The 26,727-nt window shown below is 67.1% G+C and carries 24 protein-coding genes; 6 read left to right on the forward strand and 18 right to left on the reverse strand.

All coding sequences use genetic code 11. The features are described from left to right. Positions 1–4 precede the first annotated feature (4 nt). Complete coding sequence (locus ACFCV3_RS04575) at positions 5–655, reverse strand: DUF998 domain-containing protein (RefSeq protein WP_376026049.1); 651 nt, start codon at positions 653–655, stop codon at positions 5–7. A gap of 227 nt (positions 656–882) precedes the next feature. Here ACFCV3_RS04575 and ACFCV3_RS04580 point away from each other — a divergent pair, with 227 nt between their 5' ends. Continuing rightward, the gene (locus ACFCV3_RS04580; protein WP_376026050.1) at positions 883–2,817 is read left to right on the forward strand and encodes a hypothetical protein; all 1,935 of its coding nucleotides are present in this window, start codon (positions 883–885) and stop codon (positions 2,815–2,817) included. Positions 2,818–2,912: 95 nt separating this feature from the next. Here ACFCV3_RS04580 and ACFCV3_RS04585 read toward each other — a convergent pair whose 3' ends face one another. After that, positions 2,913–3,734 carry an SAM-dependent methyltransferase gene (locus ACFCV3_RS04585; RefSeq protein WP_376026052.1) on the reverse strand — a complete coding sequence of 274 codons (822 nt, stop codon included), beginning with the start codon at positions 3,732–3,734 and terminating at the stop codon, positions 2,913–2,915. 225 nt (positions 3,735–3,959) lie between these two features. Here ACFCV3_RS04585 and ACFCV3_RS04590 point away from each other — a divergent pair, with 225 nt between their 5' ends. Further along, complete coding sequence (locus ACFCV3_RS04590; RefSeq protein WP_376026053.1) at positions 3,960–4,106, forward strand: hypothetical protein; 147 nt, start codon at positions 3,960–3,962, stop codon at positions 4,104–4,106. Between the two features lie 63 nt (positions 4,107–4,169). On the opposite strand, the gene ACFCV3_RS04595 is transcribed toward ACFCV3_RS04590, so the two are convergent. The 10 genes from ACFCV3_RS04595 to ACFCV3_RS04640 form a co-directional block, all read right to left on the reverse strand. Beyond that, on the reverse strand, positions 4,170–4,700 hold the full coding sequence (locus tag ACFCV3_RS04595) for an RICIN domain-containing protein (protein WP_376026055.1): 531 nt from the start codon (positions 4,698–4,700) through the stop codon (positions 4,170–4,172). 129 nt (positions 4,701–4,829) lie between these two features. Then, a complete protein-coding gene (locus ACFCV3_RS04600) occupies positions 4,830–8,216 on the reverse strand; it encodes an alginate lyase family protein (protein ID WP_376026056.1) in 3,387 nt (1,128 codons plus the stop codon). Between the two features lie 47 nt (positions 8,217–8,263). After that, positions 8,264–9,196: a hypothetical protein gene (locus ACFCV3_RS04605; RefSeq protein WP_376026058.1), complete on the reverse strand. Its 933-nt coding sequence runs from the start codon at positions 9,194–9,196 to the stop codon at positions 8,264–8,266. A gap of 12 nt (positions 9,197–9,208) precedes the next feature. Then, complete coding sequence (locus ACFCV3_RS04610; RefSeq protein ID WP_376026060.1) at positions 9,209–10,273, reverse strand: alginate lyase family protein; 1,065 nt, start codon at positions 10,271–10,273, stop codon at positions 9,209–9,211. Beyond that, positions 10,270–11,898, reverse strand: a complete 1,629-nt coding sequence (locus ACFCV3_RS04615) for an extracellular solute-binding protein (RefSeq protein ID WP_376026062.1) — start codon at positions 11,896–11,898, stop codon at positions 10,270–10,272. Before ACFCV3_RS04615 ends, ACFCV3_RS04610 begins: the two co-directional genes overlap by 4 nt. 37 nt (positions 11,899–11,935) lie before the next feature. Further along, positions 11,936–12,886, reverse strand: a complete 951-nt coding sequence (locus tag ACFCV3_RS04620) for a carbohydrate ABC transporter permease (protein WP_376026063.1) — start codon at positions 12,884–12,886, stop codon at positions 11,936–11,938. After that, complete coding sequence (locus ACFCV3_RS04625; protein WP_376026065.1) at positions 12,883–13,881, reverse strand: ABC transporter permease; 999 nt, start codon at positions 13,879–13,881, stop codon at positions 12,883–12,885. Before ACFCV3_RS04625 ends, ACFCV3_RS04620 begins: the two co-directional genes overlap by 4 nt. Next, positions 13,881–15,125, reverse strand: coding sequence for a polysaccharide pyruvyl transferase family protein (locus ACFCV3_RS04630; RefSeq protein WP_376026067.1), 1,245 nt, complete (start codon positions 15,123–15,125; stop codon positions 13,881–13,883). Before ACFCV3_RS04630 ends, ACFCV3_RS04625 begins: the two co-directional genes overlap by 1 nt. Before the next feature lie 140 nt (positions 15,126–15,265). Beyond that, entirely contained in the window at positions 15,266–16,279 is a 1,014-nt protein-coding gene (locus tag ACFCV3_RS04635; protein WP_376026068.1) for a LacI family DNA-binding transcriptional regulator, read from the reverse strand. Positions 16,280–16,340: 61 nt separating this feature from the next. Continuing rightward, positions 16,341–16,676, reverse strand: coding sequence for an ArsR/SmtB family transcription factor (locus tag ACFCV3_RS04640; RefSeq protein WP_376026070.1), 336 nt, complete (start codon positions 16,674–16,676; stop codon positions 16,341–16,343). Positions 16,677–16,756: 80 nt separating this feature from the next. Between ACFCV3_RS04640 and ACFCV3_RS04645 the strand changes: the two genes are divergently transcribed. Beyond that, positions 16,757–17,809: a flavin-containing monooxygenase gene (locus ACFCV3_RS04645; RefSeq protein ID WP_376026071.1), complete on the forward strand. Its 1,053-nt coding sequence runs from the start codon at positions 16,757–16,759 to the stop codon at positions 17,807–17,809. Here ACFCV3_RS04645 and ACFCV3_RS04650 read toward each other — a convergent pair. Further along, entirely contained in the window at positions 17,775–18,986 is a 1,212-nt protein-coding gene (locus ACFCV3_RS04650; protein WP_376026073.1) for an MFS transporter, read from the reverse strand. The two genes, ACFCV3_RS04645 and ACFCV3_RS04650, sit on opposite strands and share 35 nt — an antisense overlap. Next, positions 18,986–20,374 carry an FAD-dependent oxidoreductase gene (locus ACFCV3_RS04655; protein WP_376026075.1) on the reverse strand — a complete coding sequence of 463 codons (1,389 nt, stop codon included), beginning with the start codon at positions 20,372–20,374 and terminating at the stop codon, positions 18,986–18,988. Before ACFCV3_RS04655 ends, ACFCV3_RS04650 begins: the two co-directional genes overlap by 1 nt. Positions 20,375–20,463: 89 nt before the next feature. Between ACFCV3_RS04655 and ACFCV3_RS04660 the strand changes: the two genes are divergently transcribed. Both ACFCV3_RS04660 and ACFCV3_RS04665 read left to right on the forward strand, forming a co-directional pair. Next, positions 20,464–20,853, forward strand: coding sequence for an ArsR/SmtB family transcription factor (locus tag ACFCV3_RS04660; RefSeq protein ID WP_376026077.1), 390 nt, complete (start codon positions 20,464–20,466; stop codon positions 20,851–20,853). 194 nt (positions 20,854–21,047) lie between these two features. Beyond that, positions 21,048–23,258 (forward strand): M4 family metallopeptidase, encoded by a 2,211-nt coding sequence (locus tag ACFCV3_RS04665; RefSeq protein ID WP_376026079.1) that lies wholly within the window; start codon positions 21,048–21,050, stop codon positions 23,256–23,258. A gap of 43 nt (positions 23,259–23,301) precedes the next feature. On the opposite strand, the gene ACFCV3_RS04670 is transcribed toward ACFCV3_RS04665, so the two are convergent. Genes ACFCV3_RS04670 through ACFCV3_RS04685 form a run of 4 tightly spaced genes read right to left on the reverse strand, consistent with a single transcriptional unit; the run spans position 23,302 to position 26,320 of the window. Next, entirely contained in the window at positions 23,302–24,285 is a 984-nt protein-coding gene (locus tag ACFCV3_RS04670; protein ID WP_376026080.1) for a LuxR C-terminal-related transcriptional regulator, read from the reverse strand. A 46-nt stretch (positions 24,286–24,331) separates the two neighbouring features. Further along, entirely contained in the window at positions 24,332–25,066 is a 735-nt protein-coding gene (locus ACFCV3_RS04675) for an SRPBCC family protein (protein ID WP_376026081.1), read from the reverse strand. Then, a complete protein-coding gene (locus ACFCV3_RS04680; protein ID WP_376026082.1) occupies positions 25,066–25,398 on the reverse strand; it encodes an ArsR/SmtB family transcription factor in 333 nt (110 codons plus the stop codon). The genes ACFCV3_RS04675 and ACFCV3_RS04680 overlap by 1 nt, the downstream gene beginning before the upstream one ends. A gap of 49 nt (positions 25,399–25,447) precedes the next feature. Continuing rightward, positions 25,448–26,320 carry a sigma-70 family RNA polymerase sigma factor gene (locus tag ACFCV3_RS04685; protein WP_376026083.1) on the reverse strand — a complete coding sequence of 291 codons (873 nt, stop codon included), beginning with the start codon at positions 26,318–26,320 and terminating at the stop codon, positions 25,448–25,450. A 185-nt stretch (positions 26,321–26,505) separates the two neighbouring features. On the opposite strand from ACFCV3_RS04685, the gene ACFCV3_RS04690 reads away from it, so the two are divergent. Further along, positions 26,506–26,724, forward strand: coding sequence for a hypothetical protein (locus tag ACFCV3_RS04690; protein ID WP_376026084.1), 219 nt, complete (start codon positions 26,506–26,508; stop codon positions 26,722–26,724). Positions 26,725–26,727: the final 3 nt, after the last annotated feature.

Here is a 26,727-nt window from a genome sequence, read left to right on the forward strand (position 1 = left end):
GCGATCATCGGCGGTGGTGGAGGCAGATGGCGGTGATCCAGGTCCAGGCGAGGACGATGGCGGCGCCGAACGCGAGAATGGTGGGTGGGATGCCCGCGCCGGCGCTGAGGCCGGCGAAAGCGGCGAAGAAGGCGATGCCGGTGATGGTGGAGTAGCGGGCCCAGCCGGTACGCCGGGTGCTGCGGTAGTGGGCCGCCATCACGAAGCATGCGGCGATCAGACCGGTGAAGCCGATCGTGCCGGCGACGAAGTGGCCGATGCCGCGAAGACTGACCTCGGCGTAGTCGGCGGGCGTTCCGGCCGGGAAGCCTGCGGCTGGGTCGGCGGGGAACGCCGCGGCCAGGAGCAGCCCGACCGCGTACGTGCCGAGCAGCCGCGGCGCCCAGCGGCTGCCCCGGCCGGTCAGGGTCCGGCGGAGCCCGACCGCGCCGGCCAGCGACAACAGTCCCGCGACGATGAAGTTGGCGGTCTGGATCCAGCCGAGGTCGCCGTTCGCGAGCAGGCTGGCTGGATGCCGGCTCAGGTCGAACGCCTCCCGTGTCAGGGCCTGGCTGAGCCAGCAGACGACGTACAGCGGCCCGGCGGCCGCACCGGCCGTCAGTAGGGTCCGGGTACGGGTGGGGACGGCGGTCGGGGTGGTGGTGACGGTTGCCATCTCGGTCTCCTCTGGTGGGGTGCTTTCACCACTGCGTCGAAGACCCGCGTCCAGAATCGACAACCCCGCGACAACTTTCTCCGGCCGCAGATCTGGCCAGCGGCATCAAGCGGTCAGTTTCCGCGGATGGCGGTGGGCTGTGGAAGCATGTGCGGACGGGAGTTGACGGCCGGATGCCTGGAGCTCGTGCGCCGTCGGCTCCGCCCGCCCGTGAAAGGTGCCGATTCATGCAACGGATCCGCTTGGTCGCGCTGCTGGGAACAGCGCTCGCCGTCATCGCCGGTAGCACGATGACAGCGACGACCGCCAACAGTGCTCCCCCGCCGCGCTTGCGTCATCTCGAACCAGGCGGGCAGCCGAAGCTCGTCGAGAAGCTGCCCGTCAACGTCGTCCTGGTGGGCTATCAGGCTGGGCAGGTCGATCCCCAGCAACTCCGCGCCGGCCTTCCCGCATCGTCGCGGCCCGTCGTCCGTAGCCGCTTGAGCTACGGCGTGACGGAAGAGCTCGGACTGACGTATCAGTACGACTACCGGGTCACGACGACATCGAAGCAGTACCAGGATCGGTTCTTCGCCCAGTTGTCGAAGCTGGCTCGGCCGGCGGCGCTGACGAAGTTCCAGCAGGATTACAACGCACAGGACAGGAACGTCCGGACCATCGACAAGAGTGTCGCGATCGATGCTCCGACCGTCGAACGCTGGCTGGCGAACAACCCGCCGCCGGGCGTCGACACCGCCAGGAACACCGTCTTCCTGATCAACTGGTTCGGCCGGGCGGACTTCAAGTACCACGTCTACACCAAGACCAACGAGCCCGACCCGGACACCGGCTACAACTTCGGCACCCAACGTGACAGCCGGAAGATCGTCGCCTGGGGTGGCACGACCGCGAAGGACGAGGAGGACGGTCTCGGTCGCACTCGCCGGGTCTGGTTCCACGACCTGTCCGCGGGACCGGACGCTTCGTCGGGAAGCTGGAACGTCGATGACGCGGACCTCGACGGCGACGACGAGGCCGACTACCGGATCCCGGTCGCCTGGGAGTACACCGCCGGCGGATTCCGCACACCGAGTGAACTCACCGGAGATCTGGCGAAGCTGGTGCGCTACGTGGCGCTGGACCTGTTGTTCACCAGCTCACCGCTGTATCCCGTCGAGCTTCCGCCGAGTACGCCGTCCGACACCGTGAACCTCGACAGCAACACCTACGAGGGATGGCCGGGCGTCGACGCGAGTACCGACTACATCGACAAGAAGCTCGTGGTGTCGGAGCTCTCGGAGCTGGCCTGGCGGAACAGGTTCAGCTACGACAGCCAGGACCTTCCGTTCACCGGTGACGCCAAGCGCTGCTACGAGTTACTGCTCGCCAACAAGTCCTGCTACCCCGAGCTGGGTTATCCGGCGTTCGCCAACCTGTTCCTGCAGAACACGAAGGAGCTGGCGCGAACGCAGGACGATCAGGGGAAGGTCGACTACGAGCTCCCGATCTTCAACTACGCCGTGCCGCCGGAACTGGACACCCCGGCACTCGGATTCGCCGACGACAACTACCAGGACGGCACGCAGAGCTACGTCTTCAACTTCCTGAACGAGTCGATCATCAGCAGCGGTTACGGCCTGACCACGACGATCATCCACGAGACCGGACACCACCTCGGTCTGTCCCATCCGCATGACGGGTACGACAGCACTTCAGGTGCGGACTTCGGTCCGAGCGGAGCGACGTACTTTGCCTGGCTCGGCGACTACTCGAACACGATGATGAGCTACATCGACCTGAACTGGGACTTCAGCCAGTTCGACCGCGACAACATGGACCGCTTCCAGACTGCCGCCCGCAACGAAGCAGCCAACGACCTGGCGGCAAGGGCTCTGGCTGCACCGCGGGCCGAGCGAGCGCACGACGAGCTGCGCCGCGCTGATCTCCTGCTCGGACTCGCGAAGAACGCGCTTGCCCGCCACGACTACAGCGCCGCCTACGCGCTGGCTTCGCAGACCTATTCAGTCGTCGAAGAAGGCGCCAGGCAGGCAGGCGTCGATGTCGACGCCTACATCGATGACACCCGCAAGGCAACTGCTGCCGAGCGTCACCGCGCCAAGGCTCATCCCTCGGGCGCCTTGGTCGACACTCTCGAGCCCGGCGGCCCGCGCTCCTTGCCGTAACACCACGAGACGCCGCAGCCTTTGGTTGCGGCGTCTCGCAGTTCAGCAGCAAGCACAGCCGGTGCGTCGGTGGGCTCGACCGGCAGTCGAGCAGGTCAGCGGAGGCGAGCGACTCCGCCGAACTCGATCCACTCCGAGGTCTGTTGCTCGGGAGCGGCCTCGCCGTCGGGCCGCCAGGTGGAAACCTCGACGAGCCCCGGCTCGAGGATGTCCATTCCCTCGAACCACTCGGCCACGTCTTTCTCCTGGCGGACACGGCCCCAGTTCCCGTGCGTGGCCTGGTCCATGAAGTTGGTGACGAAGTCGCGGATCTCTGGGTCCTCGCTGACCAGCTGGCACATCACCAGGTAGCTGCCCGGAACCAGTCGTTCGGCGACCCGGCGGACCACGGCCGGCGGACCGTCGGTCTCGCTGTCCGGGATGCAATGGAACACCGAGTTGAACAGCACGCCAACGGGCTGGGAGAAGTCGATCAGGCGCACGGTGTCGGGATGGTCGAAGATGGTGTCGGTGTCGCGCATGTCGGCCTCGATGACCGTCGTCGTGCGCTCGTCCTCGACCAGCAGGGCCCTGCCGTGCACGCTCACCAGCGGGTCGATGTCGAGGTAGACGACCCGTGAGTTCGCGTCGACCTGCTGTGCGACCTGGTGCACGTTGTCCTGGGTGGGCAAGCCGGATCCGTGGTCCAGGAACTGCCTGATCCCGTGCTCCTGTGCCAGCACCCGCACCGCCCGCTGCATGAATCGCCGGTTGTTGATGGCGAGCGCGCGGGTGCTCGGGACGACCTTGTCCAGCTCTGCGACGGCAGCGCGGTCAGCCGCGAAGTTGTCCTTGCCGCCGAGATAGTAGTCGTACATCCGCGCAGCAGTCGGGATGGAGGTGTTGAACTTCGCCGGAGGCAGATCGTCAGGCTGCATAGTCTTCCCAAGTTCCGAGCCGCGTCGAGCGGTCGCCCGACCGAAGACACACTACCGGGGGAAAGAATGCTCCACCGCCCGGGCGTGGCGAGCACCGAGTCCTTGATGTAGCAGCTAATTGGTCGACGATCTGCGGGACCGCCTACGGAGCGCCTTCAGGTGTGTCATCGGAATTTCATCGATGGTTCCTACGGTGATCTGTACGACGGACTGAAGGGAACTGGAATGACCATCAGGCGAGTTGCAGCATTGTTCGCCTCGGCGGCGTTGATCGTGGCCGGGGCCTATGTCATCAAGCCGACGACGACCACGGTGGACGCAACTGGGACGTCGGCCGGCCAGGGACACAGCGACGGGTTCGAGTGGAACTGATCGCCAGGACACGCCCCCGTCCGGGCGCTGGATGCGTTCCGGACGGGGGCTTTGCCGTTCTGGTCAGAAGACTCGCCAGCGCTGGTTGTACTGCTGGGCGCCCAGGTTGTCCCACAGTTGGATGGGCGTGCCGTTGGAGCCGATGTAGGAGAGGTTCGCGTCGAGAACCCGGCCGGAGGCCTTGTTCTTGATGGTGTAGTTGTGGTTCTCGCCGCTCTCGCGATAGACGAACCAGATCTGGTTGTGCTGACCAGGGCCGTAGCAGTCCCACAGCTGAACCGGTGTGCCGTTGCGGCCTCCCCAGGAGGCGTTGGCGTCGAGACAGCGACCGTTGGATTTGTTGACGATCTGGAACTCGCTGTAATAGCTGACCGACCGCATGATCCACTGCTGGTTGTCCCAGCCGTTGCAATCCCACAGCTGAACCGGTGTGCCGTTCTGGTTGAGGTAGTTGGCGTTCGCGTCCAGGCAGCGGCCGTTCCAGTTGTTGGTGATCGGAAGCGGGTAGCTGTCCCCTGCGTGCGCGGGTGGAGTCGTCGCTCCGAGCAGCGCTACAACCCCGAGCACGAGCGCACTCCAAGTCTTCAGGCCCATGGATCCCCCTTGTATGTATGGCTTCCTTTCACGATGGCAGAGCGGACTCCGCGACAGACCCACTGCAGATCAATCAGGCACCTTCAGGCAGCCACGACGGCCCCTAAGCACTCAGCTCACGTGGAGGCTTTATCGCTCGCAGGAGCTCGCGATCTTGACCTTCTCGAACGTGCTTTCCGTGGATGCGTAGAGTCCGACGCCGCCACTGCGGACTACGGTGTCGCGAGCTTTCAGGATCTCGACGCCGTTCAGCGTCACGGTGATGCGGTCGCCGTGGATCGCGGCACGCAGCCGGACGGGGCCGGTCAACGGGTTGCTGATCGATGCCGAGCCGAGCGTGAGCGGACCCGACGCGTGCGCCTCGCGGACGATGTTCGCGTACCGGTCTCCTTCGGCCGTCTTGCCGATGTGGATCCGGTAGCCGTAGGAGTCCGTGGTGTCCCGCAGCGAGATTCCTGCGTTACCGACGGATCCGTTGATCGTGACCGTGGTCTCCGCGACCAAGTCGCACGCCTCGGAGAAGCGTGACGGCAGGGTCGAGTTGGCGAGGACGTGTGCCCTGCCACCGGCGGGAGGCGTGAGGTGCAACTTCCCCGAGGCGACGGACACCGCGCCTGTTATTGCTCGCCAGTTGGCCTGATCGATCCCTTCCCTGATCACGATGTCGTCGAAGGTGGCGGCCCGCCGATGTGTGAAGGCGGCAGCGCCACCCGTCGGCAGCTGTGAGTCGTCCGCGGAGATCGACGTGTCGCCGACTTTGGCGGTCAGATGCTTCCCGATCGCGGAGACGATCAGCTTGTGCGCGGCGTTGGCGCCGGTGGGCAGTGCGGTCTCCGCGAGAATCTCGGTCTTCCCGTCGTAGACCTTCACGAGCTGCAGCGTCGCCCCCGACGAGGAGTTGAGCACGTTGGCCCGATAGTAGTTTCGGGAATTGTGGTAGCGGAACGCGAGACCGGTACGGGCCGTCGTCTGACTGCTGACCCCAGGAACGATGTCCGCGGACATCACCATGTCATCCGGTACATCCTGCAGCGCCGCGAACGACACACTGTCCGCGGTCGAGGTCTGCGCCATCGAACCGGAGCCGGTCAGCGCCCAGGTGCCCTCCACCGGCGTCCAGCCGTCAAAGGATCCGTTGAAGTCGTAGACGGTCCGGTCCAGGCCGGCATCGGTGAACTGCTCGTCGAGCACGGGTGCCGGGGAGAACGACTCCTGGACCCACAAGGTGATGAGGTCGCCCGTGCGGATGAACGCGGTCGGGGTCCCGTTCACCGTCACCGTTTTGACCTTCGGTGCGTTGATGGTGAGCCTGCCGGTGAACGGGTCACCCAGCGAGATCTGGGCGGCCGTGCCGCGCAGTTCCACACTGACGTCGGACACCGGCGCGGATGCGGCGACAACGGGGGCACCGTGGTCGACCAGCACCGACCCACGGGTCAACGCGTACCGGGTCAGCCTGCCGTTCGAACCACGCTCGAGGTAAGCGGTCTCGGCGTTGGTCGTGGCGGCCCCGAACGCCCTCCACGAGGGCGTCGCCTCCCGCGAAAGGTAGAAGCGTCCGTTCGCGTTCGGCAGGCCGATTTCCATCGCGGTCGCCACGGAGTGATCCACCCCAGGCATGGCAATGCGCTTCGCAGCCACCTTGGGCGCTGCGCCGGCCTTTCCGGGAACCACCACTGTGTCCAGTCCTGTCGCCCCAGTGGCGCGCCAGTCGTACGACAGGTAGTCGACGTTCGTGAGTACCTGCTCGCCGACGCGTACGGCGCCGGTCTTGTGGACAGTGGGTGTGAGCGCGGCGCCCGCCGGGGCCACCGGGACGAGCTGGACGCCGGCTCCCGGTGTGGCTCCGGGCACGGTGTCGAAGCCGACCGTGGCGACCTTCGTCTTCGGGTTGACGGTGACCGGATCACCAGGGAAGTGCCAGAGCTGCCGGTAGTCGTGCGCGGCGGTGTCACCGGTGAGGTCGTCGGAGACGACCCAGTAGCCGGGCTTGATGAAGTAGACGGCGCGATCGTGTACGACCGGCTGGTAGCCCTTCGTCGTACCGCGGTAGACGTCGAGGCCCGCGTTCGAGCGCCACAGCGACGTCGCGCGGGGGACGCCGGCGGTCTGCGGCTTTCCGTCGACCTCGATGGTGTTGTGCGCCTCGGTGGTACGACGCATCCAGTCGTTCGTCGGGGTCGCGCTGTAGTCCCCCACTCCGGAGTCGACGATCAGTGGACGCCCGTACGCCGACATCACCAGGCTGAGGTCGTCCGGATGCCGATGCGATGCCGTGTAGCTGGAGTTCTGGTTGTTGATCAGCATGTACCGCGCGTCGGCGTCCCATCCGGAGCGCTGTACGGCGAAGCTGATCGGGAACACCGTGGACGGCAGCGTCGGGGTGGTCCCCTCGGTTCGATCGGAGGCGACCCACTTGAAATCGGGCCAGGAGTTGCGGTAACCGCTGCGGCGAATGGCCGACGTACCCGCGAAGTCGTTGGGCGTGTCGCCGATCGCCGCGGGTTCGAGATTCGGCTGCCGGGTCGCGAACAACGAATCCGCGATCCAGTCCGCCGCCTGGACGAGCGAACGGGGAACGGTTCGCCCGTTGGCATCGGCCACGGCGATGACGGAGTTGAGCATGTCCGCCACGTAGGCCTGATAGTTGAACGCCGGCTCGCGGTACACGCCGTCGCCCTTCAAGTGCGCGCGCAGGAACCGCTCTGCCGAACGCACCGCGAACCCCTCCCAGCCACGCGATGCCGAGAACTCGGGCAGAAACACGGCTGCCGCGTGAACGGAGCGGGCCATCGACACGTACCAGTTGTTGCCGACATGTATTTGCATCACGCCGACGAGGGAGTTCGTCGTGGCGTGCACGCCGGACAGGTACGCCACCAGGTCGCTCGCGTCGATGCCCGGGTCGGACCGGAACACGGAGAACGCGCTGACCAGCTGGGCGAGCCGCTTGGCTGCCGACAGGTTGCGGCCCTGCGGCCAGGTCTGTACGTCGGCGAAGAAGTCGAGCGAGATGTCCATCCATGCGGCCGCGTACGCCGAACGTTTTGCCGGATCGCTCTCGGACACGTAGGCGAAGGTCAGTTTGGGCATGAACGTGAGATCGCTCATCAGAGTCTGCGCGCCGCCTGGGGTGGTCTGAGTACCACCCCAGGCGTCGTACCAGTCGACGTCGATCCGCTGCTCGGCGCTGCTGTAGAAGTTGCGGGTCTCGGCGCCGAACCGGAAGATCCCCGCCGCGAGCTCGTCAGCGCCTGAGTCGCCACCGCCCAGTCCCTCGGCCGGAGCCGGGTAGTGAACGTTGGTGCGACCCGCGTAGAACGCCTTGAGCTCCACGGCCGCGTCCGCTTCATTGCCGACGGCAAGCTTTGCCGCCACCGCGGCAAGTTCCGGACGCTTCAGGTCGAGCAGTTCGCCGAGATCGGACATACCGGCCGCGACAGCCCGGCCCGGCGACAGGACCGTCGCCACCAGAGCCACCACCAGCACCGCAGCGGCACAACGTCGCCTCACCATGGTCTTCTCCCTTACCCGTAAGAGTGTTTGCCGGCTACCAAGCCGAGTCAGCCGCGGTTGTAGGGCTGTACCGCTTCCTTGCTGTCGCCGATCCGCACGTTCCGGAAGTCGGAACGGAACGTCGCGCCCGGCTGGTAGTCCTTGTACATGCCGAACTTGATCTTGAACTCGTTCTTGAAGGAGTTGTCCTCGCACCTGACACGCGTCGCGTAGCCGAAGTACTCTTCCCGGTCCACGACCCTGTTCTCGACGGTGGTCGCTCCCACTCGCTTGTGGAAGACCGTGATCCGCCCCTTCGCCGCACCCTCGTGGTAAGGCGCCACGTGATACCTGATGACAAAGGAATGCCACTCGTCGTTGGTCCCGACGTTCGTGGTTGCCATCGAGATGTCGTAGTTCGTGTTGGGGTCCTCGCCGCGGCGGACGAACTGGAGATTGTGCCCGTTGCCGGCGCCGGACTGGATGCGTACGCCGCCGATCGGGTTCGCCTGGCATTGCCACAACTGCAGCACGTACGCCCCGCTGCCCGTCACGTCATCGGTGGCCGATGGGATGCGAATGTCGAACCCGACCCACACGTCGGTGTGGAACGGCAGTTCCCATTTCGTCGCCAGCTCCGTGCGGTCCCGGAGGGTGCCCGGGACCACGTAGTCCTTGTTCGTGCGGAACGTCAACGCCCGCGGGTCCGACCCGGTGATCTGGGGTGACAGCCCCGCTCCCTGACACCTGCCCTCGATCGTGCGTCCGCCCTCCACGAGGTTGCCGCCGGCGCCCAGCGTCGCATTGCACCCGCCAGGGTTCTCGATCGTGAAGGGCGCACCCGCAATGCCCATCGCGTAGCTGGGGACCGCCGTGGTTGCCGCGTCGGCGGGTCGTGGTTTCGTCACTGCGGCGATACCCAGCGAAGCGCTCAGGGTCACCGCCAGCGCAAGAACCGTCGTTTTTCGAGCAGGGGCCGAGAGCGAGAACTTCGTGAACATTGTGGGTTCCTCTCAGGTTGGGATGTGTTCCATGGCTGCGATTGACGGGATCTCGGGGGCGGGCAGATCTTGGCTTCGCAGGGTTTCCGCGAACGCTGTGAGGCCCGGGGTCCGGTAGACGGCGGCGGCTTCGTCGGCGAGCCAGAGCGCGGTTCGGTCGAGGTCCGCGGGCTGCCGGGGCCAGATCCATCGACGGTCGTCGCCTGCGTGGCCGGCCCAGAAGTGGAACGCGTCGCGGAGACTGCCGAAGCCGGGTTCGGCGGGCGCGTTCCAGAGGTCGCGGCCTTCAGCAGCTGCGACTCGGCAGCAGACGGCGAAGGCTCGTAGACAGTAGATGGTGTAGAGCAACGAGTCGGGACGAGCCAGTTCTCTCGGGAGCGCACCGCCGGCAGCGATGTGGCGCAGCCGGATGCCGAACCGATCGAGGATCTCGGTGAGCGCGGTCCGATCACCCACGAACTGCAGATAGCGCAGTACCTGCGCGTCCCACCAGACGCCGTGGTTGTTGGTCATCGACTCTTCCTGCCGGCCAAGCTCGCTGAGGCGCATCCAGCGGGTCAACTCGGCGAACCAGTCCTGCAAGAGCGGGAGGCCTTCGGTGAATCGTCCGGCCTTCACCAGCAGGTCGACGTGATCCAGGAGGTCGGTCAGGAGCGTCGCCTCGATCTGCCCGATCGCCGCACCGTCGTGCCGACCGGGCAGCGCGGCAGCGTGCGCGAAGTTGGGGCGCATCGCGGTCGCCGGGTCCAGGAACCACCGTTCGAGACGTTCGACCGCGCCGCCGGCGTACCGTGCCTCGCCGGTTCGGAGGTGGGCTTGCACCAGGGTGTTGACGGCCGCGACGGTCTGCCGGAACCGCCGTTTGTCGTAGCGATCGCTCCACGCGTCCGGGTTCCGCCGGCCGTCGACCCTGATGTACGGCAGACCGTCGGCTGTCTCCGGATTCGGCCAGGAGTAGTTGCCGACCGAGTAGTAGTCGTGGGCGTCTCCGGCCCAGTCCGACGGCTCACGGTCGAGGATGGAATACGGCCGAGCGGCCAGGAACTCGTCGGCTCGGGCCAGCAGCTGACGGCTCATTTGGGTCCCGCCGCCGAGAAGCCCTGCTCATACTCGGCCCGGATCTTGTCGCCGCCGCCGTTGCGCCACTTGATCACGGCCGCCTTCCAGCTCGACACGGGTGCGCGGCCGGCCAGGATGCCGTTCCGCGCATCGGTCAGGCTCTTGCCCAGCTGCAGACCCTTGGCCGCTTCGGTCTCGGAGTACAGGCCCTGGGTCGGATCAGGGGCGAGAATCGGCAGCGCGGCTTCCTGGTAGTCGAAGCGGGCCTGGGCGACATCGCGCCGGCCCGGGTCGTAGATGGCCTGGGTCGGTCCGCTGACGTACCCGAACGGCACCAGCCGCAGATTCTGGCCACGCGAGTTCAGGATCGGGTCCTTGCCCTCGAACGTGAACGTCTGGCCCTCGATCCCGAAGTTGCGCAGGAGATACTCGGACGATCCGAACGGCGCGGCGAGCCAATCGAGTACCCGGAGCACTTCGCGGACCCGGTCCGGTTCGGCCTTGGTCACCGCGGTGAACGCCTGAGCCGCACTCCCCCGAGGATGTGCGGGCTTGCTCGCCGCGTCGTAACCGAACATCGGCAGTGACCCGAGCTTGAAGCCCGGTACGTCGGCTCCCCACATCTCGTACTTGCTCCAGCCGGCGTACCCGCCGAAGACGATCGGCGTGGTCCCGTTGGTGAACCAGTCGTTACGTTGGTTGTTGGACGCCACCAGGCCGTCCGGGTGGAAGACGCCGGCGTCGGCGAGCTCGCGGGTGTCGGCCAGTGCCTTCTCGTACTCCTCGAGCTCGATGTTGGAGGTGAACTTCCCGCCGTCCTCGATCCAGTTGCCGGGGATGCCCAGGGAACCGGCGATCATGGTCAGGGTGTTGCCCGGATCGCCGCAGGCCCAACGGGACTTGCGCTCGTTGGTCAGCCCCTTGAGCAGTGCCTTGAACTCTCCGATGTTCTTGGGCTGCGCGGGCAGCCCGGTACCGGCGACGAGGTCGGCGCGGATCCAGGCGACCGCCGGGATCGGCACCCGGGCGATCGGCACTCCCCACAGGGCGTTGCCGTACACGGTCTTGCGCCACGAATCGGTGGACAGACCCGCCAGGTTCGGATAGTCCTTGACGGCATCGCCCGACAAGTACTCGGTCAGGTCGGTGAACTTTGCCTTCAGCAACGCGGGCAACTGCTGCACCGAGCCGTAGATCGACACCAGGTCGGGCAGATCTCCGCCGGCCACGGTCGTCGCGAACCGTTGAGCGTAGTCGGCCGCCGGCGCGTAGGTGATGTCGAGCTTTCCACCAAGTCGCGTGTCGACCTCCTGCCACAGCGGATTGTCGGACTTGCCGGGCGCCACCGGGTCGAAGGTGTAGGTGAGGGCGGAGATCTGGCCACCCGACAGCGGGGGCTTACCGACCGCCGCCGCGGGGTTCGGCGGGTACTCGAAGTACCCGCTCATGCCGAGCGGGCTTGCGCTCTTCAGCGCGGGTACGGCGTTCCCGGCCTGGGCGAACGTCGGGAGAACGTCCGCTCCGATTCGGCCGGACGTTCCCGTCGTCGTCTTGGCGGAGCAGCCGAGCGCTGATCCGGCGGCACCTGCGACGGCTGCCGCGGACAGCCCTTTGAGCAACGTACGGCGCGAAAGCGAATCCATGGTGACGGTTCCCTCCTCATGGCGGGCGTCCGGTCGATCAGCCTTTGACGGCGCCGATCAGAAGTCCCTTGCTGAAATGCTTCTGGATGAACGGGTAGATGATCAGGATCGGGATGACGGAGATGACCAGAATCGCCATCTGGATCGATGCCTGGGGTGGCAGCGACTCGGTCGACGCCGACAGCTCGTCCGTACCGAGCGGTGTCTGGTTCACGACGAACGTTCGCAGGACGAGCTGCAGCGGCCACTTCTCCGGCGACGGCAGGTAGAGCAGGGCAGAGAAGAACGCATTCCAGTAGGCGACCGCGTAGAACAGGCCGACCACCGCGACGACCGCCTTCGAGAGCGGCAGGACGATGGAGGTGAGGATCCGGAGTTCGCCGGCCCCGTCGAGCTTCGCCGACTCGGTCAGCTCACTGGGCAGCTCGAGGAAGAAGGACCGCATCACGATCACGTTGAAGGCGTTGACCACCACCGGCAGGATCAACGCCGCCAGGTTGTCGATCAGCCCGAGCTGCTTGACCGTCAGGTACATCGGGATCATGCCCGGATTGAACAAGAGGGTGAACAGCGTCATCAGCAGGATGGGCTTGTGCAACAGCGATCCCGGCCGCGACAGGGCGTACGCGAGCATGATGGTGCAGGCCAGCGACAGGACAGTGCCGACAACGGTGACCACGAGCGACACACCGAGGGCCCGCGTCACCACTCCTCCCGACAGCACGGCCCGGTACGCCGCGAGCGACGGATCGCTGGTGAAGAGGACAAGCCCACCGCGCGCGCTGATGTCGCGTTGCGACGCCAGACTCGTCATCACGACGGCGACGAACGGGACGATCACCGCGAGGCAGGCGACGGTCAGCAGCGCACCGCGCGCCGCGGTCGCCCAGCGCGGTTGCCGTCCCATCCACGCAGGCCGCTCGTCCGACGCCGCTTGACGGTTGCGCCGAGCCCGGCGTTCGGCGGTGGTCTCCAGTAGTCCGGTCATTTCGAGTACACCCCCCGCTCCCCCATCAGGTGGGCGAGCCGGTTCGCCCCGAGGACGAGAACCACGCCGACGAAGCCCTTCACCAGGCCGACCGCGGCCGAGACACCCCAGTTCCCGCCGATGATCCCGTTGTTGTAGACGTAGGTGTCGAGCACTTCGGAAGCTTGCGCGCCGACCGGACCCTGCTGCAGGAGGATCTGCTCGAAACCGACCGTGAGCGAATCACCCAGCCGCAGGATCAGCAGCAGGACGATCACGGGCCGGATCGCGGGCAGGGTGACGTGCCACAGCTGCCGCAGCGGGCCGGCCCGGTCGATCGCCGCTGCCTCGTACAGGTTCAGGTCGACCTTGGAGAGCGCGGCCAGGAAGATGATGGTCGACCATCCGGTGTCCTTCCAGATCACCTGCGACGTGATCAGCAGTTTGAACAGCTCCGGTACGCCGATGATCTGGAAGGTGCCCAGGTCCGCGGAACGCAGCCACTCGTTCAGCATTCCGCCGTTGCCGAACATCTGCTGGAACAACGCCACGACGATGACCCAGGACAGGAAGTGCGGCAGGTAAAGGATCGACTGCGTCAGCCGCTTGGCTCGTTCGTTCAGCATCGAGTTGAGGACCAGGGCCAGCGCGATCGGCAACGGGAACACGAACAGCACCTGGACCATCGTGATGATCAGTGTGTTGACGAGCGCGTTCAGGAACTCCGGGTCACCGTTGAAGATGACCGAGAAGTTGCTCAGGCCAACGAAATCCGATCCGCTGATACCGAGGAACGGCTGGTAGTCCTGGAAGGCGATCACGTTGCCCAGCAACGGCAGGTAGTGGAACAGAACCAGGACGATCACGCCCGGTACGGCGAGCACGAGCAGCACCCGGTCCCGGTGCCATCGGGTCGCGAGCTGCCCGCGGACACGAGTCGCGCGGGCGGCCGGCGTACCGGCAGGCACACCGGGATGGGCGCCGGCCCGCGGCCGCACCTTGATCCCCGACGACATCAGTGGATCCTGCTGCCGACCGCTGCGATGGCGGCCTCGACCATCCCCCGCACGCGCTCCTGCGCGCCGTCCCGCGCCTGTCCTGCGGCTTCGGCCGCGGCCGGCCGGTCGTCGACGATCTGCTGCAGGAGTTTCCCGGCCGCAGCTTCGGCCCCAGGTCCCAGCTCGACGAACGGCAGTCCGAGATCGTTGTACATCTGGCCCTTGATCGTGTCGGTCGGCTGCCGCAGGTAGACCGACGGAACACCTTCCGCCAACGCGATCAGAGGTGAGTGGCACTCCATACTCACGACCGCGCCGGCCCGCCGGTACACCGCGGCCGCCTCGGTCAGGTCCCAGAACCGCGGCAGGATGTGCACCAGGCCGGCCACGTCGGCAGGGAATGTCCCCGCGAGCTCGGCCTCGGCGACTTCCATCGCGTAGCTCATCTCCGGCACGACGAGCGCCGGCAGGCCAGTGGCTCGCACCCAGCCGATCACGGTCTGCCGCAGAACGTCCAGGTCGGACTTCAGATAGCCCGCGTTGTAGGCCGACCGGCGAACATCCTCGGGCTTGGGCGGGTAGTTCCGGATCTGGTGGTACGGCGTGAAACGCAGCCGCGGTACGGCGCAGAGGAAGCGTCCGGGCTGCAACCCGTACTCCGCGAGGACCGCCTGGCCGTCGCCGTCGTCGACCACGTCGAACATCACGGTGGCGTCCGGACCGAACGCGATCGTGGGCGCCCCGAGGTTCTGGCCGGCCAGGAACCGCTCGGTCAGCGAGTCCCGGCAGTAGACGAACGCGGCCGTGTCGAGCACTTCGCGCTCGAGCTCGCTGAGCAGGTCACCGTCGATCGCGCTGATCATGCTCGCCGCCCGGGCCAGCGTCGAGCCGTAGGGCCGGAGCGGATCTACTGTCACTCCGAAGATGCCGTGCGGCTTTCCGGTCCGCCGATGCCATTCGGCGACCTCCACCTGGGCAACGAGCGATGGCCCCGACCCGTGGACCAAAAGGTCGCCTTCGGCAAACAACCGCTCCAGATCCGGGCTGAGCGGCTCGCCGGGCACAACCCGGTCCTCGACGACCTCGACGTCCGGGAAGTAGCGGCCGAGCATCCGCCGTACACCCTCGTCGATACTGCGAGCCCACAGCGTCAGTTTCGCCTCCGGTGCGTAGCGCTGAAAGGCCCGGAGCGCGCCTGGCGTATGGGCGACGTCGCCGATGTTGACGGTTTGCCAACCGGAGGCGAGCACGACGTGAACCATGAGGAATTCCCTGTCCAGCCCACCTCGAGCAGCGATGGGCTTACGGTCGATTCGGAGCTACGACGAGCATCATGCCGATGATTCACCGGTTAATCAAGATCTCGGAATCTCGCGACCGTGGGCTCACGGCAGAACGGCGCTCAGCCGGCGTACGGTGCCGTCGATCCTCGATCGATCAGTTTCGGCGCCGGCCGCGTCACCTGAGCGGACTGGACGCGGCGGCCGTCGATCATCCGGCGCAGGGTCGTGTAGGCCCGCATTCCGGCTTGCTGCACAGGCATCCGGACCGTGCTCGGGGCCGGCCGCATGGCGTCGGCGATGGGCAGATCCTGGTACACGACGATCGACAGATCGGCGGGAATCCGCAGGCCGAGATCGAGGACGGCCGAGATCGCTCCCGGTGCCGCGATGATGTTGTCGATGATCAGCGCGGACGGCGGCCGGGCCGAGCCCAGGAGCTCGCGCGTCGCTGCCGCCAGGACCGGCGGCTCGTAGCCGACCTGCTTGATCAGCGACCCGTCGAAGCGGACCCCCGCTGCCCGCAACGCCGAGCGGTAGCCGTCGACCCGGGCGGCACTGGCGATCGGGACGACGGGGCCGCCGACCAGTCCGATCCGGCGATGCCCGAGACCCAGCAGATGCGTCGCGGCCAGACCGATCCCGGCCGCGTCGTCGATCCACACCGACACGGAGTCGTCAGGTCGCGGGTTCTGCAGGATCACGTACGGGATCGACCGCTTGGTGAGCTCCTCAGCGGTCTCGGCCCCCCACTGAGTGGACCGCAACAACACCCCGTCAACCATGCCCGTGCCGACGATCCGGCTCATCAGGTGACTATCCGGCCCGATCCACAGTGCGTCGGCCAGCAGCAGCACGTCACCGTGTTCCTCGGCGGCCGCATGCATGCCACGAATCGCCAGTTCGAAGACCGGGTTCGCAATCTTCGGCACCACTGCCGCGATCACTCCCGATCGGGACAGGCTCAGCGACTTCGCGGCATGGTTGACGCGATACCCCGTGTCCTGGATCGCCTGCTCGACGCGCAGCCGGGTCGCCTCGCTCATCCGGACATTGCCGCGAGCCCCGGAGACCACCGCCGAAACCACGGCCGTGGACACCCCGGCCCGCTTCGCAACATCCTTGATCGTGGTCATGTCGTCAGCCTAACGAAGTCCAACCCACCCGGCGCTGCCCGCGAAGTTCCGTCGCGGGTGGTCAGCAGCAGTTCTGGAGGTAGGCCTGGAGGTCCGCCAGGGCTGCGGCACTGCCTTGTTTGTCGGCTCGGTAGAGGACGGCCTTGCCTTCGCGGCGGGAGGTGACTACACCGCCGCGGCGGAGGAGGTCCAGTTGCTGGGAGGCCGCTGATTGGCTGACGCCGGCTTGGTCGGCGACCTCGTTGACCGAGAGTTCGGCGCCTCGGGCGAACAGGAGCATGATGCGTTGCCGGGTCGGGCTGGCGAGGGCTTTGAGGAAGTCGTGGGTCGTGGCGGCCAGTTCGACCGGCTCGGTCGCGGCGCACGACTGCGCTTCGTTCTTGGTGCGTGCGGCCATCGCTCACTCCCTCCGTTGGCTCCAGCGTAGCGTCGTACCCACGTACCATCATATTAGAATATGATGATACGTTCAGGCGCATGACTCGTGAACCTGTGGTGATCGTGGGTGCCGGGCAGTCCGGGCTGGCCGGGGCTCGGGCGGCGATGGATGCCGGGCTGCGGCCGTTGGTGCTGGAGGCGGGTGAACGCGCGGCCGGGTCGTGGCCGTCGTACTACGACTCGTTGACGTTGTTCTCGCCGGCGCGTTTCAGTGGTTTTCCCGGGATGCCGTTTGCCGGTGACCCGGATCGGTATCCGGTGCGCGACGAGGTCGTCGAGCAGCTGGAGAAGTACGCCGCGAGCTTGGGCGCGGAGATTCGGACCAGTACGACGGTCTCCGGCGTCACGCGAATCGGCGACGGGTTCGACGTGCAACTGGCCGGTGGTGAGACGGTGCACGCGGCGGCGGTGGTCGCCGCATCAGGCTCGTTCGGCAACCCATTCGTGCCGGAGGTCCCAGGTCAGGAATCGTTTGGTGGTGAGGTGCTGCACGTGGCCGACTACCGCTCATCGCAAGCGTACGAAGGCAGGCGGGTGGTGGTGGTCGGTGCCGGGAACTCTGCGGTTCAAGTCGCCTATGAGCTTGCGGCGGTGGCGGAGGTGACGCTGGCGACCAGGGCTCCGGTGCAGTTCCTGCCGCAGGTTCGCGGCGGATATGACATCCACTTCTGGCTGGGCAGACTGAAGCTTGACCTGCTACCACCGGCTGTCCTGGCACGATTGTTCAGCGGTACGCCGGTGCTGGATACCGGGATCTACCAATCGGCGATCGAGTCCGGTCAGCTGCCGCGGCGCGAGATGTTCAGCGCGTTCGACGCCGACGGGGTCGTGTGGCCTGACGGTGAGCGTGAGCCCGTCGACGTGGTGCTGTTGGCGACCGGCTACCGCCCGCACCTTCCGTACTTGCGCGATCTGGGTGCGCTCGAGGCGGACGGGATGCCGTTGCACCGGCGTGGGTTGTCGACGACGCATCCCCGGCTGGGCTATCTCGGCCTGGAGTTCCAGCGGTCGTTCTCGTCGAACACGCTGCGCGGGGTGCATCGTGATGCCCGATTCGTCATGGGTGCTTTGGCGCGGCGGTTGCGGCGATGAGCAGGCCTGCTGTGATGCAGGCGGCAGCGACGGCGAGGATGACGGGGCGATATCCGGCGGCGCCGGCCAGGAGGGCGCTGCCGAGCGGTGCGCAGGCTTTGGCGATGATGACGGGTCTGGCCAGGGTGCCGGCGGTGGTGGCGTAGCCGTGGGAGCCGTAGCGGTCGAGCAGGATCGCGGGGGTGGCGATCGAGGCCACTCCGAAGCCGAGCCCGAACAGGACCAGGCAGACGATCGCGCCGGCCAGGTGGCTGCCAGTGAACGGCAGCAGTGAGATCGCGGCACCTTGGACGACGAGCACGATCGCCGCGATGGTGGCCATCGGCAACCAACGCGACGACAAGCTGGTGATGATCCGGCCCGTCACCGACAAGAGGCCGAGGAGCCCGGCCAGCGTTGCCGCGACCGCGGGCGGGTGGCCGAGGCTGATCAGATAGAGCACGAGATGCACGGCAATGGTGGCGAGCGCTGCGGAGTGCAGCACGAACCCGGCTGCGAGTAGCCAGAACCCGGTGTCGCGAAGCACAGCAACTCTGGGCCGGCTCGAGGCCGGATGAACACGGTGACGTGGGCCGGTACGGCGGAGGGCGAGCGCATGCAGCGGGATCGCGAGTACGGCGTACCCGGCAGCGAGGATCAGCAAGGTGCGGCGCCAGGTGGTGGCCTCGAGCAAGTAACCGGTGAGCGGGATGAAGATCGAGCTGGCGAATCCGGCGACCAGGGTGATTCCGAGCAGCGCACGAGCGCGGGACGCCGGTGCTGTGACAGCGACGACGACGGCGAAGGCCGGTTCGTACAGCACCATCGCCGACGCGGCACCGATGACCGCGAACACGACGTACAGCTGGGCCACTGTCTGTACCTGCGACCAGGCCACGACCGCGGCGGCGCCGACCAGCGCTCCGGTCGTCATCAGCGCATGGCCACCGCGAGCGTCGAGCCATCGCCCGACCGGCACCGACATCAAGCCAGTGACGAGTACGGCGGTCGTGAGCGCACCGGCCGCGGTCGCGGTGGAGATGCCCAGCTCGCGGCTCATCGGGCCGAGCAGCGCACTGAACGCGTAGTAGAGAACGCCGTACCCAACGGTCTGGGTAATGGCCAGCGACGCAACCAGCCGCCCCGGTACTCCGGAACGGTCGCCACCCCTAGGGGAAGCGACCGTTGCGCGATCCATCAGTTGCAGCAGCCCGAGGCGGTGGAGGGCTCGGTGTCGACCACGGTGAGCAGCCCACCAGCGATGCCGGTGGCGAGACCACGGCCTGCCGGAGCGTCGATCGCTTGCGGCGCGGGGCCGCAGCAACCACTGGAGGCACCGGGGCTTTCGGCGAGGTTCGACGAGCAGACGCCGGTCTCCGGCAGGTCGAGCTGTACGTCGCGGGCCGCATCCCAGTCACCTGCCAGGCCAGCGACCACGGACCGGGCCTGCTCGAAACCGGTGGCCAGCAGGAACGTCGGCGCCCGGCCGTAGGACTTCGCGCCCACGGCGTAGTAGCCCGGTTCGGGGTGCGCGAGCTCGTCGACGCCGTGCGGCGTCACGGTGCCGCAGGAGTGCTGGTTGGGGTCGATCAACGGGGCCAGCGCACGCGTCGAGCCGAGGATCGGGTCGAGGTCGAGGCGCAGTTCGCCGACGATGTCGTGGTCGGGGCGGAACCCGGTCGAGTTCACGACCAGGTCGGCCACGACGCGCCGTTCACCGGCAATCAGCTCGACGCGGCCATCACTGGCCTGGTCGACGGCTTCGATCCGGAAGCTGCTGACCAGCTCCACTCGTCCGGTCCGGACGAGGTTGTGCAGGCGGGATCCGAGGGCGCCACGGGCAGGCAGTTCGTCGGCGTCGCCGCCGCCGTAGGTGCGGGCCTGGTCAGCGCCGCGCACCACCCACACGACCTCGGTGCCAGGAACCTGCTCGGCCAGTTCACCGAGGTCCAGGAGCGTGGTGGCGGCCGAGTGGCCGGCGCCGACGACCGCCGTACGGCGTCCTGCGAACTGCTCGCGGTCTCTGCCCAAGACGTCGGGGAGTGCCCGGGAGACAGCGGCGGCCGCTTCGCCGCGGGCAGGGATGCCTGAACCACCGAGCACGTTGGGGCGCCGCCAGGTCCCGGACGCGTCGATCACGGCCGAGGCGAGCAGCTCGGATCCGTCGGCCAGGCGGACGAGGAAGGGTGCGTCTTCGCGGCCGGCAGTTCGGATCCGGTCGAAGCCGACCCGGGTCACTGCCGCCACCGGCGAGTTGTAACGGATCTTGCCGCTGAGCTGCGGAGTCTTGGTCAGGGGCGCGAGGTAGGAGTCGATCAGGTCGCCGCCGGTCGGCAGCTTGTCGAGGTCCGGCTCGGTCCAGCCACCGGCCTGTTCCAGGAGCCTGCGGGACGCGGTGTCGATGTCGTAGCGCCACGGGCTGAACAGCTTCACGTGCCGCCATTCGTCGATCGCGGCGGCGACGCCCGGGCCGAACTCGAGGACGACGAAGTCGAGGCCGCGTTCGGCCAGGTGCGCGGCGGCGGCCAGACCGATCGGGCCCGCACCGATGACAACGACCGGCAGGTCGGAAGCTTTGACACTCATGGCGTTCTCCAAGCTGGCACTAAGTTGATGTTCATCTAAACAGCGATCCCCACCTTGCCTTCTGCTTAGACAGAAGTCAAGATAGACACATGTCGAAACAAGACGTCTCCCTCAGTCGCAGCGGTGGCTGCTGTACGCCGATCTCGGTCGCGGCGCTCGACGAGGCCACGGCGTCCGAAGGGGCGGCGGTGTTCAAGGCACTGTCGGACCCGATCCGGCTGCGGCTGATGTCGATCATCGCCTCGGCCGGCGCGGAGGTCTGCGTCTGCGACATCACCCCACACTTCACCGTGTCCGGCCCGACGATCTCCCACCACCTACGCGTGCTCCGCGAGGCCGGACTGGTCGACTGCGAGCGCCGCGGCACGTGGGTCTACTACTGGCCGCTGCCGGACCGGCAGCAGTGGATCTCCACCCTGCTCTCCGTACCTGAGCCGGCCGCCGAACTCCTTGCCTCCAGCAAGTACAACCAGAAGTAACTCACCAGCTACTCACTGTGTGCCTTTGGCAACGATGCCGAGGGCGTCGGGTGATGTCGTAAATCGGCGGTGCCGATCTCGGCCACACCGACGCCTTCCGTTGGTCGGGGGGCGTGCTCAAACTCGGAGCACCCCAAGCGCCCGTCCGGCGCGTCCCAGGTCGACCGATCGTCGCCCCCGCCTAAGGAGCAGTTGTGAACCGAACCCGAACCAGGTTGGCCGCCACCGGCGGCCTCCTCGCTGCTGTGCTGGTGGTGTCGCCCGCCGTCGCCGGTGGCACCGACCAGCCACCCCCTGGCGCCGTCGCCCACGAGTCGAAGTCCTTGGCCGCCAACGAGCAGGCGCAGGCCCCGGCGAGCGCCTCCGCGCTGGACCTGGCGTCGGGCGAGAAGCTGACCGTCAAAGCGGTTATCGAGGATGCCGGTGGTGGCAGGCATGTGCGTTACGAGCGCACGCTCGACGGGCTGCGGGTCATCGGCGGTGACCTGATCGCCCACAAGGACGCGAAGGGCGCGGTCAAGGACGTCACGTACAACTTCGGCCGCAAGAACATCACACCTGCTTCGCGGACCGCCAAGATCTCCAAGGCGGCAGCCCGGGCCAAGGGGCTCGCCACCGCGCAGGGCGCCAAGGAGGAGGCGAACGCCGGGAACGAGCTCGTCGTTCTCGTCACCGACCAGGGTCCGAAGCTGGCCTACGACGTACTGACGACCGGCATTCGCGCCAACCAGGTCCCCACCCGGCTGCACACGTACGTCGACGCCGGCACCGGCGCCGTACTTCTGACCGACGACGAGATCAAGACCGGCACCGGCGACGGCATCTTCGTCGGCGACGTCACCATCAACACCACCGCCAAGTCGGGCGGCGGTTTCGAGATGCGGGACGCGGCGGGCAACACGGCCACCGATGTCCACAACCAGGGCGACCCCAACACGGGTGAAGGCCCGGACGGCGACATCTTCACCGACGCCGACGACAAGTGGGGCACCGGGGCGCAGTCCGACCGTGCGTCCGCCGCGGTCGATGCGCTCTACGGCGCACAGAAGACCTTCGAGTACTACAAGACCCAGCTCGGCCGGAACGGCATCTGGAACGACGGCCGCGGCGCGCGCTCGCGGGTCCACTTCGCCGACGCGATGGTCAACGCGTTCTGGGACGGCACGCAGATGTCGTACGGCGACGGCGCGAACAACGCCGCCCCGCTCACCGAGCTGGACGTCGCCGCGCACGAGATGAGCCATGGTGTCACCGAGAACACCGCAGGACTCGTGTACAGCGGTGACGCCGGCGGCCTCAACGAGGCGACCTCCGACATCTTCGGTACGGCGGTCGAGTTCTACGTGAACAACCCCAGCGACGTACCGGACTACTTCATCGGCGAGAAGATCGACATCCGTGGCAACGGCACGCCGCTGCGCTACATGGACAAGCCGAGCAAGGACGGTGTCTCGAAGGACTGCTGGTCCTCGTCGCTCGGCGGCCTCGACCCGCACTACTCCTCGGGTCCGCTCAACCACTGGTACTACATGCTCTCCGAAGGCTCGGGTGCCAAGACGATCAACGGGATCAGCTACAACTCCCCCACCTGTTCCGGCGCCGCGGCCGTGACCGGCATCGGTCACGCGAAGGCCGAGAAGATCTGGTACCGCACGCTGGCGACCTACCTGACGTCGTCGAGCAAGTACGCCAACGCCCGCACCGGCGCCATCAAGTCCGCCAAGGACCTGTACGGCCAGGGCTCGGCAGAGTGCCAAGCGGTCGAGAAGGCCTTCACCGCCATTGCCGTCCCGGCAACGACCGAGACCTGTGGCACGGGAACCCCCGACCCCGGCGCACCGGCGGTCACCAACCCGGGCGCGCAGACGAGCACGGCAGGGACCGCTGACACGCTGCAGCTCGCAGCGACGGGCGGCACCAAGCCGTACTCATGGTCGGCGACGGGTCTCCCTGCGGGTCTCACGGTCAACGCCTCGACCGGTCTGATCTCCGGTACGCCGACCACCGCAGCCACCTCCTCGGTGACGGCGAAGGTCACCGACGCTGCGGGCAAGACGGCCAGTGTGTCGTTCTCGTGGGTCGTCTCCGCCGCCGGCGGTGGCGGGGCCTGCACCGGCGAGCTCAAGTACAGCGGCACCCTGACTGCGGGCGGCAGCAAGACGTTCGCGGCCTTCACCGACAGCGACCCGGGCCAGCTCAAGGTCTGCCTCGACGGGCCGACCGGTAGCGACTTCGACGTCTACCTGCAGCAGCAGCTGTTCGGCTACTACTGGGTGACGGTTGCCCAGGGCACCACTCCGAACCCGGACGAGTCATTCACCTACAGCAACACGGCGGGTACCTACCGCCTCGTGGTGAAGGCCGACTCCGGATCCGGCGCGTTCACAGCTTCCGTGTCTGAGTAACCCTTGCCAGAACGGCTCCGGTACGCCGGAGCCGTTCTGCAGCTCAGATCCAGTCTCGACGGCTCGCCTGGATCGCCAACTGGAACCGGCTGTGGGCGCCGAGGACCTCTTCGAGCCGAGCGATCCGCCGGCCGACCGTACGAGCGCTCACGCCCAGATCGCGGGCGATCGCCTCATCGGTGAGGCCCGCGGCGAGGTAGGACAGCAACTGCTGTTCCTCCGGATCCGGACCGCCCACCGCGTCGATCGGCCGAGACTCGGCCGACAGGGGCACGCCCATCTGCCAGAAGACGTCGAAGAGGCCGATCAAGCAGTCGAGCAGGCCGGACTCGTGGACGACGATGACCGAACGCCGCGCCCCGCGCTGGCCCGGTACGGCGATCAGCGCACGCCGATCATCGAACACCATCAGATTGAGCGGCACCTGAGCGAAGACGCGCGCCTGCTCGCCGGCCGCGATGCACTGATGGACCGCGGCAAGTCCTTCGAAGTCCTCGAGCAGCGAGACGCCGTACAGCCCGCGAGCTCGTACGCCGCGCTCCAGGGCGTCGAAGAATCCGTCCGCCACCTGCGGCCGCGGGATCTTCATCCCAGGTTGTACCTTCCGCGGCGACACCGGGCCGATGCACAAGCCGTCGACGGTGGAGGTCGTGTCATCCATCAGTTTGGCGTGGACGGCCTGGATCCGCGCCTCGTCGGCGATGACCTCCACGAAGTTCAACCGGTCGCCACCTTCGTTCCAGATATCGGCGAAAACCGAGGCGAGCCGACGCGTGGCGTCAGCGGCCCTGGCCTGCTCAGCGGCCACATGCTCCAACGGAATCCGGGGAGCGGCTGCTTCGATCGCCCCGTCGGTCACGTCCAGCAGACCGATGGCCGCAAGTGCCTCCACCTCGTGCGCAGCCCTGGCGCGGTCGATACCAGCGCGTTCGGCCAGATCCTCCAGGCTCGTCCGCCCGCTCACGACGGCAGCACGGTAAAGCGGCTCCGCGGCGTCCGAGAGGAAGGAAGCTGAGGACAGGTCCATTTGCACGTCCTACCACCTCCTGCGTCCCTGCGCGAGGGCTTGTCGTTCAGCTGGGCTTGGCGGGCGGGGTTTTCAGCAGGTCGGCGGCGAGCTTGTCGAGGCGTTCAGGCCACACGGCCAGCGCCTTGTCCGGAGTGGCCAGGCCGGTCTGGGTGAGGATCAGGCGAGCACCGTGGCCGGTGCCGGCAGTCAGCTCCCAGCGGGCGTCGTCGTACGCCGCAAGTAGGGGTCGTACCGTCTCTGCGGGGCGGGTCAGTTGGCGCTCGAAGCGAACCGTCCAGCCGTCCGGCGTCTCTTCGGCTGTGCCCTGGTTGAGGTTGAGCCGTTCGACAAAGCGGTCGTGCAGTACGCCGGTGTCCGGCTCGATGTCGATCGGTTTGCCGAGCAGGCGTAGGTCCAGCGCGTCCAGACAGAGCGTCCAGCCGGAACCGAAGCTCGCCGCGCCGAAGTGATCGTCGAAGGTGTGGCTGAGAACGAGCAGACAGCCGTCCTCGGCGGGCAGCAGCTCCCACCGCAGCACCTCGCCGCTCCAGGTGATCGCGAACACCCGCGGCGGATCGAACTCGAGCACCTCCCCGTCACCACCCGGCTCGCCATCCATCACATACTCGACGCGGCTGCCGATCCGCGGCTCCAGCTGCACGGACGCGGGGAACCAGTGGACCAGCTCGTCCGGGTCGGTGAGAGCGCGCCATACCTTCTCGGCCGGGTGCCGCAGGTGCCGCTCCATCCGCAGTACCGAGCGGCCCTCGATCGTCCGCAAGGTTTCGTTCGCCATCATCAGCCTTCCGTTCGGGGCCGGACCTCGTCCGGCATCGCGTCCAGGTGGTCCTCGAGGTCGTCCAGAGCGCGGTCCCACAGGATCCGGTACGGGTGCAGCCAGGCGTCCAGCTCGCGCAGCGGCTCCAGCCTCAGCTCGTACCAACGCCGCTGCGCGTCCTGGCGCACGCCGACCAGCCCCGCCTCACGCAGTACGCGTAGATGCTTCGACACACCCGGCTGACTGAGCCCGAGCTCATCCGTCAGCTCACCGACCAGCCGAGGCCGCTGCCGCAGCAAGTCCAGAATCTGCCGCCGCCTCGGCTCGGCCAGGACCTCAAAGGGAGCACTCACACAACCCAACATACCCAGGCGGCTATATAACCGCAAGGACATGTAATGGTCAGGGCAGGACGGCGAGCTTGGCGGGGTTGACCTGCCAGAGGACCTGGGTGATGCCTTGGTCCGAGGCATTGACGGTGACGATGGCGAAGACGTCGCCCTGCCGGCGGAGGCGAAGCGCGTACTGGCCGTTGATGGTGATCGGCTCGGAAGTGATGTCGATCCAGACCTTGGCAGCGAAACCGACGACCGCGGCCGCGATGGTGCCGGCGCCGTACAACGGCACTCGCGCCGCCAGGCGGCTGGTCCCACCGCTGTCGGAGTAGCTGACCACCTCGTCGGCGAGCAGTTCCTCCAGGCCTGCGAGGTCACCTGCTTGGGCGGCGGCCAGGAACTGGTCGAGCAGCCTGCGCTGTTCGGACGGGGCTACGGGCGTGCGCGCTTCAGCCGCCAGATGCTTCCGCGCCCGACTGACCCACTGGCGAGCGGTGACTTCGGTGGTTCCGACGATCTCGCCGATCTCGCTGTACGGATAGTCGAACGCCTCACGCAGGATGTACGCCGCGCGCTCGTGCGGCGGCAGCTTCTCCATCAGCATCAGTACGGCGAACTCGAGGGCAGCACCGCGTTCCGCACCCAGCTGTGGGTCGGCCGAGGTATCGACCGGTTCGGGCAGCCAGGGGCCGATGTAGGTCTCGTGCCGCGCGTACGCCGTCTTGGTCGCGTTGATCGCCAGCCTGGCGGTGACGGTGGAAAGAAACGCGACCGGGCTGCGCACCGTCGTACGATCGGCGGCCTGCCAGCGCAGCCAGACCTCCTGCAGCAGGTCCTCGGCGTCGCTCACGCTACCCAACATGCGGTACGCGATGCCGAACAGCCGTGGGCGCGCCTGAGTGAAGAGCTCCGTCGCGTCGCCCAGCCCAGTGTCTTCCATCGTGACCTTTCCCGGTGGATGCAGATCTCCTGTCGACAGCCATGACAGGACAGTCCACCGGAACGTGACAGCGGCTGCGTGCTTCGCAGTGATCACCGTGGGTACCGGTTGATCTACAAGGCGTAACGAGGTTGCGCAGGGCAAGAATCGGGTGGAAGGGCAGAGGGATGAGAACGAGCAGACGAATGATCGCGGTGGCAGCGATGGTCGTGGCGGTGGCTTGCGGTGGCGCCACCGCGGCGCACGCGGCAGATCCGGTCGTCCAAGCCCAGGGCGAAGTCGCCTGCGGCTACGACTACGACGCGTGCTGGGCCAAGTGGTACGACTACGGATTCGTCAAGAACTACATCGTCGGCGAGATCTACTACAAGGGCGGCGGCTATCACTTCTACTGGTGGAACTGACGC

The sequence above is a fragment of the Kribbella sp. NPDC056345 genome, from assembly GCF_042262745.1.
Classification (GTDB): Bacteria; Actinomycetota; Actinomycetes; order Propionibacteriales; family Kribbellaceae; genus Kribbella.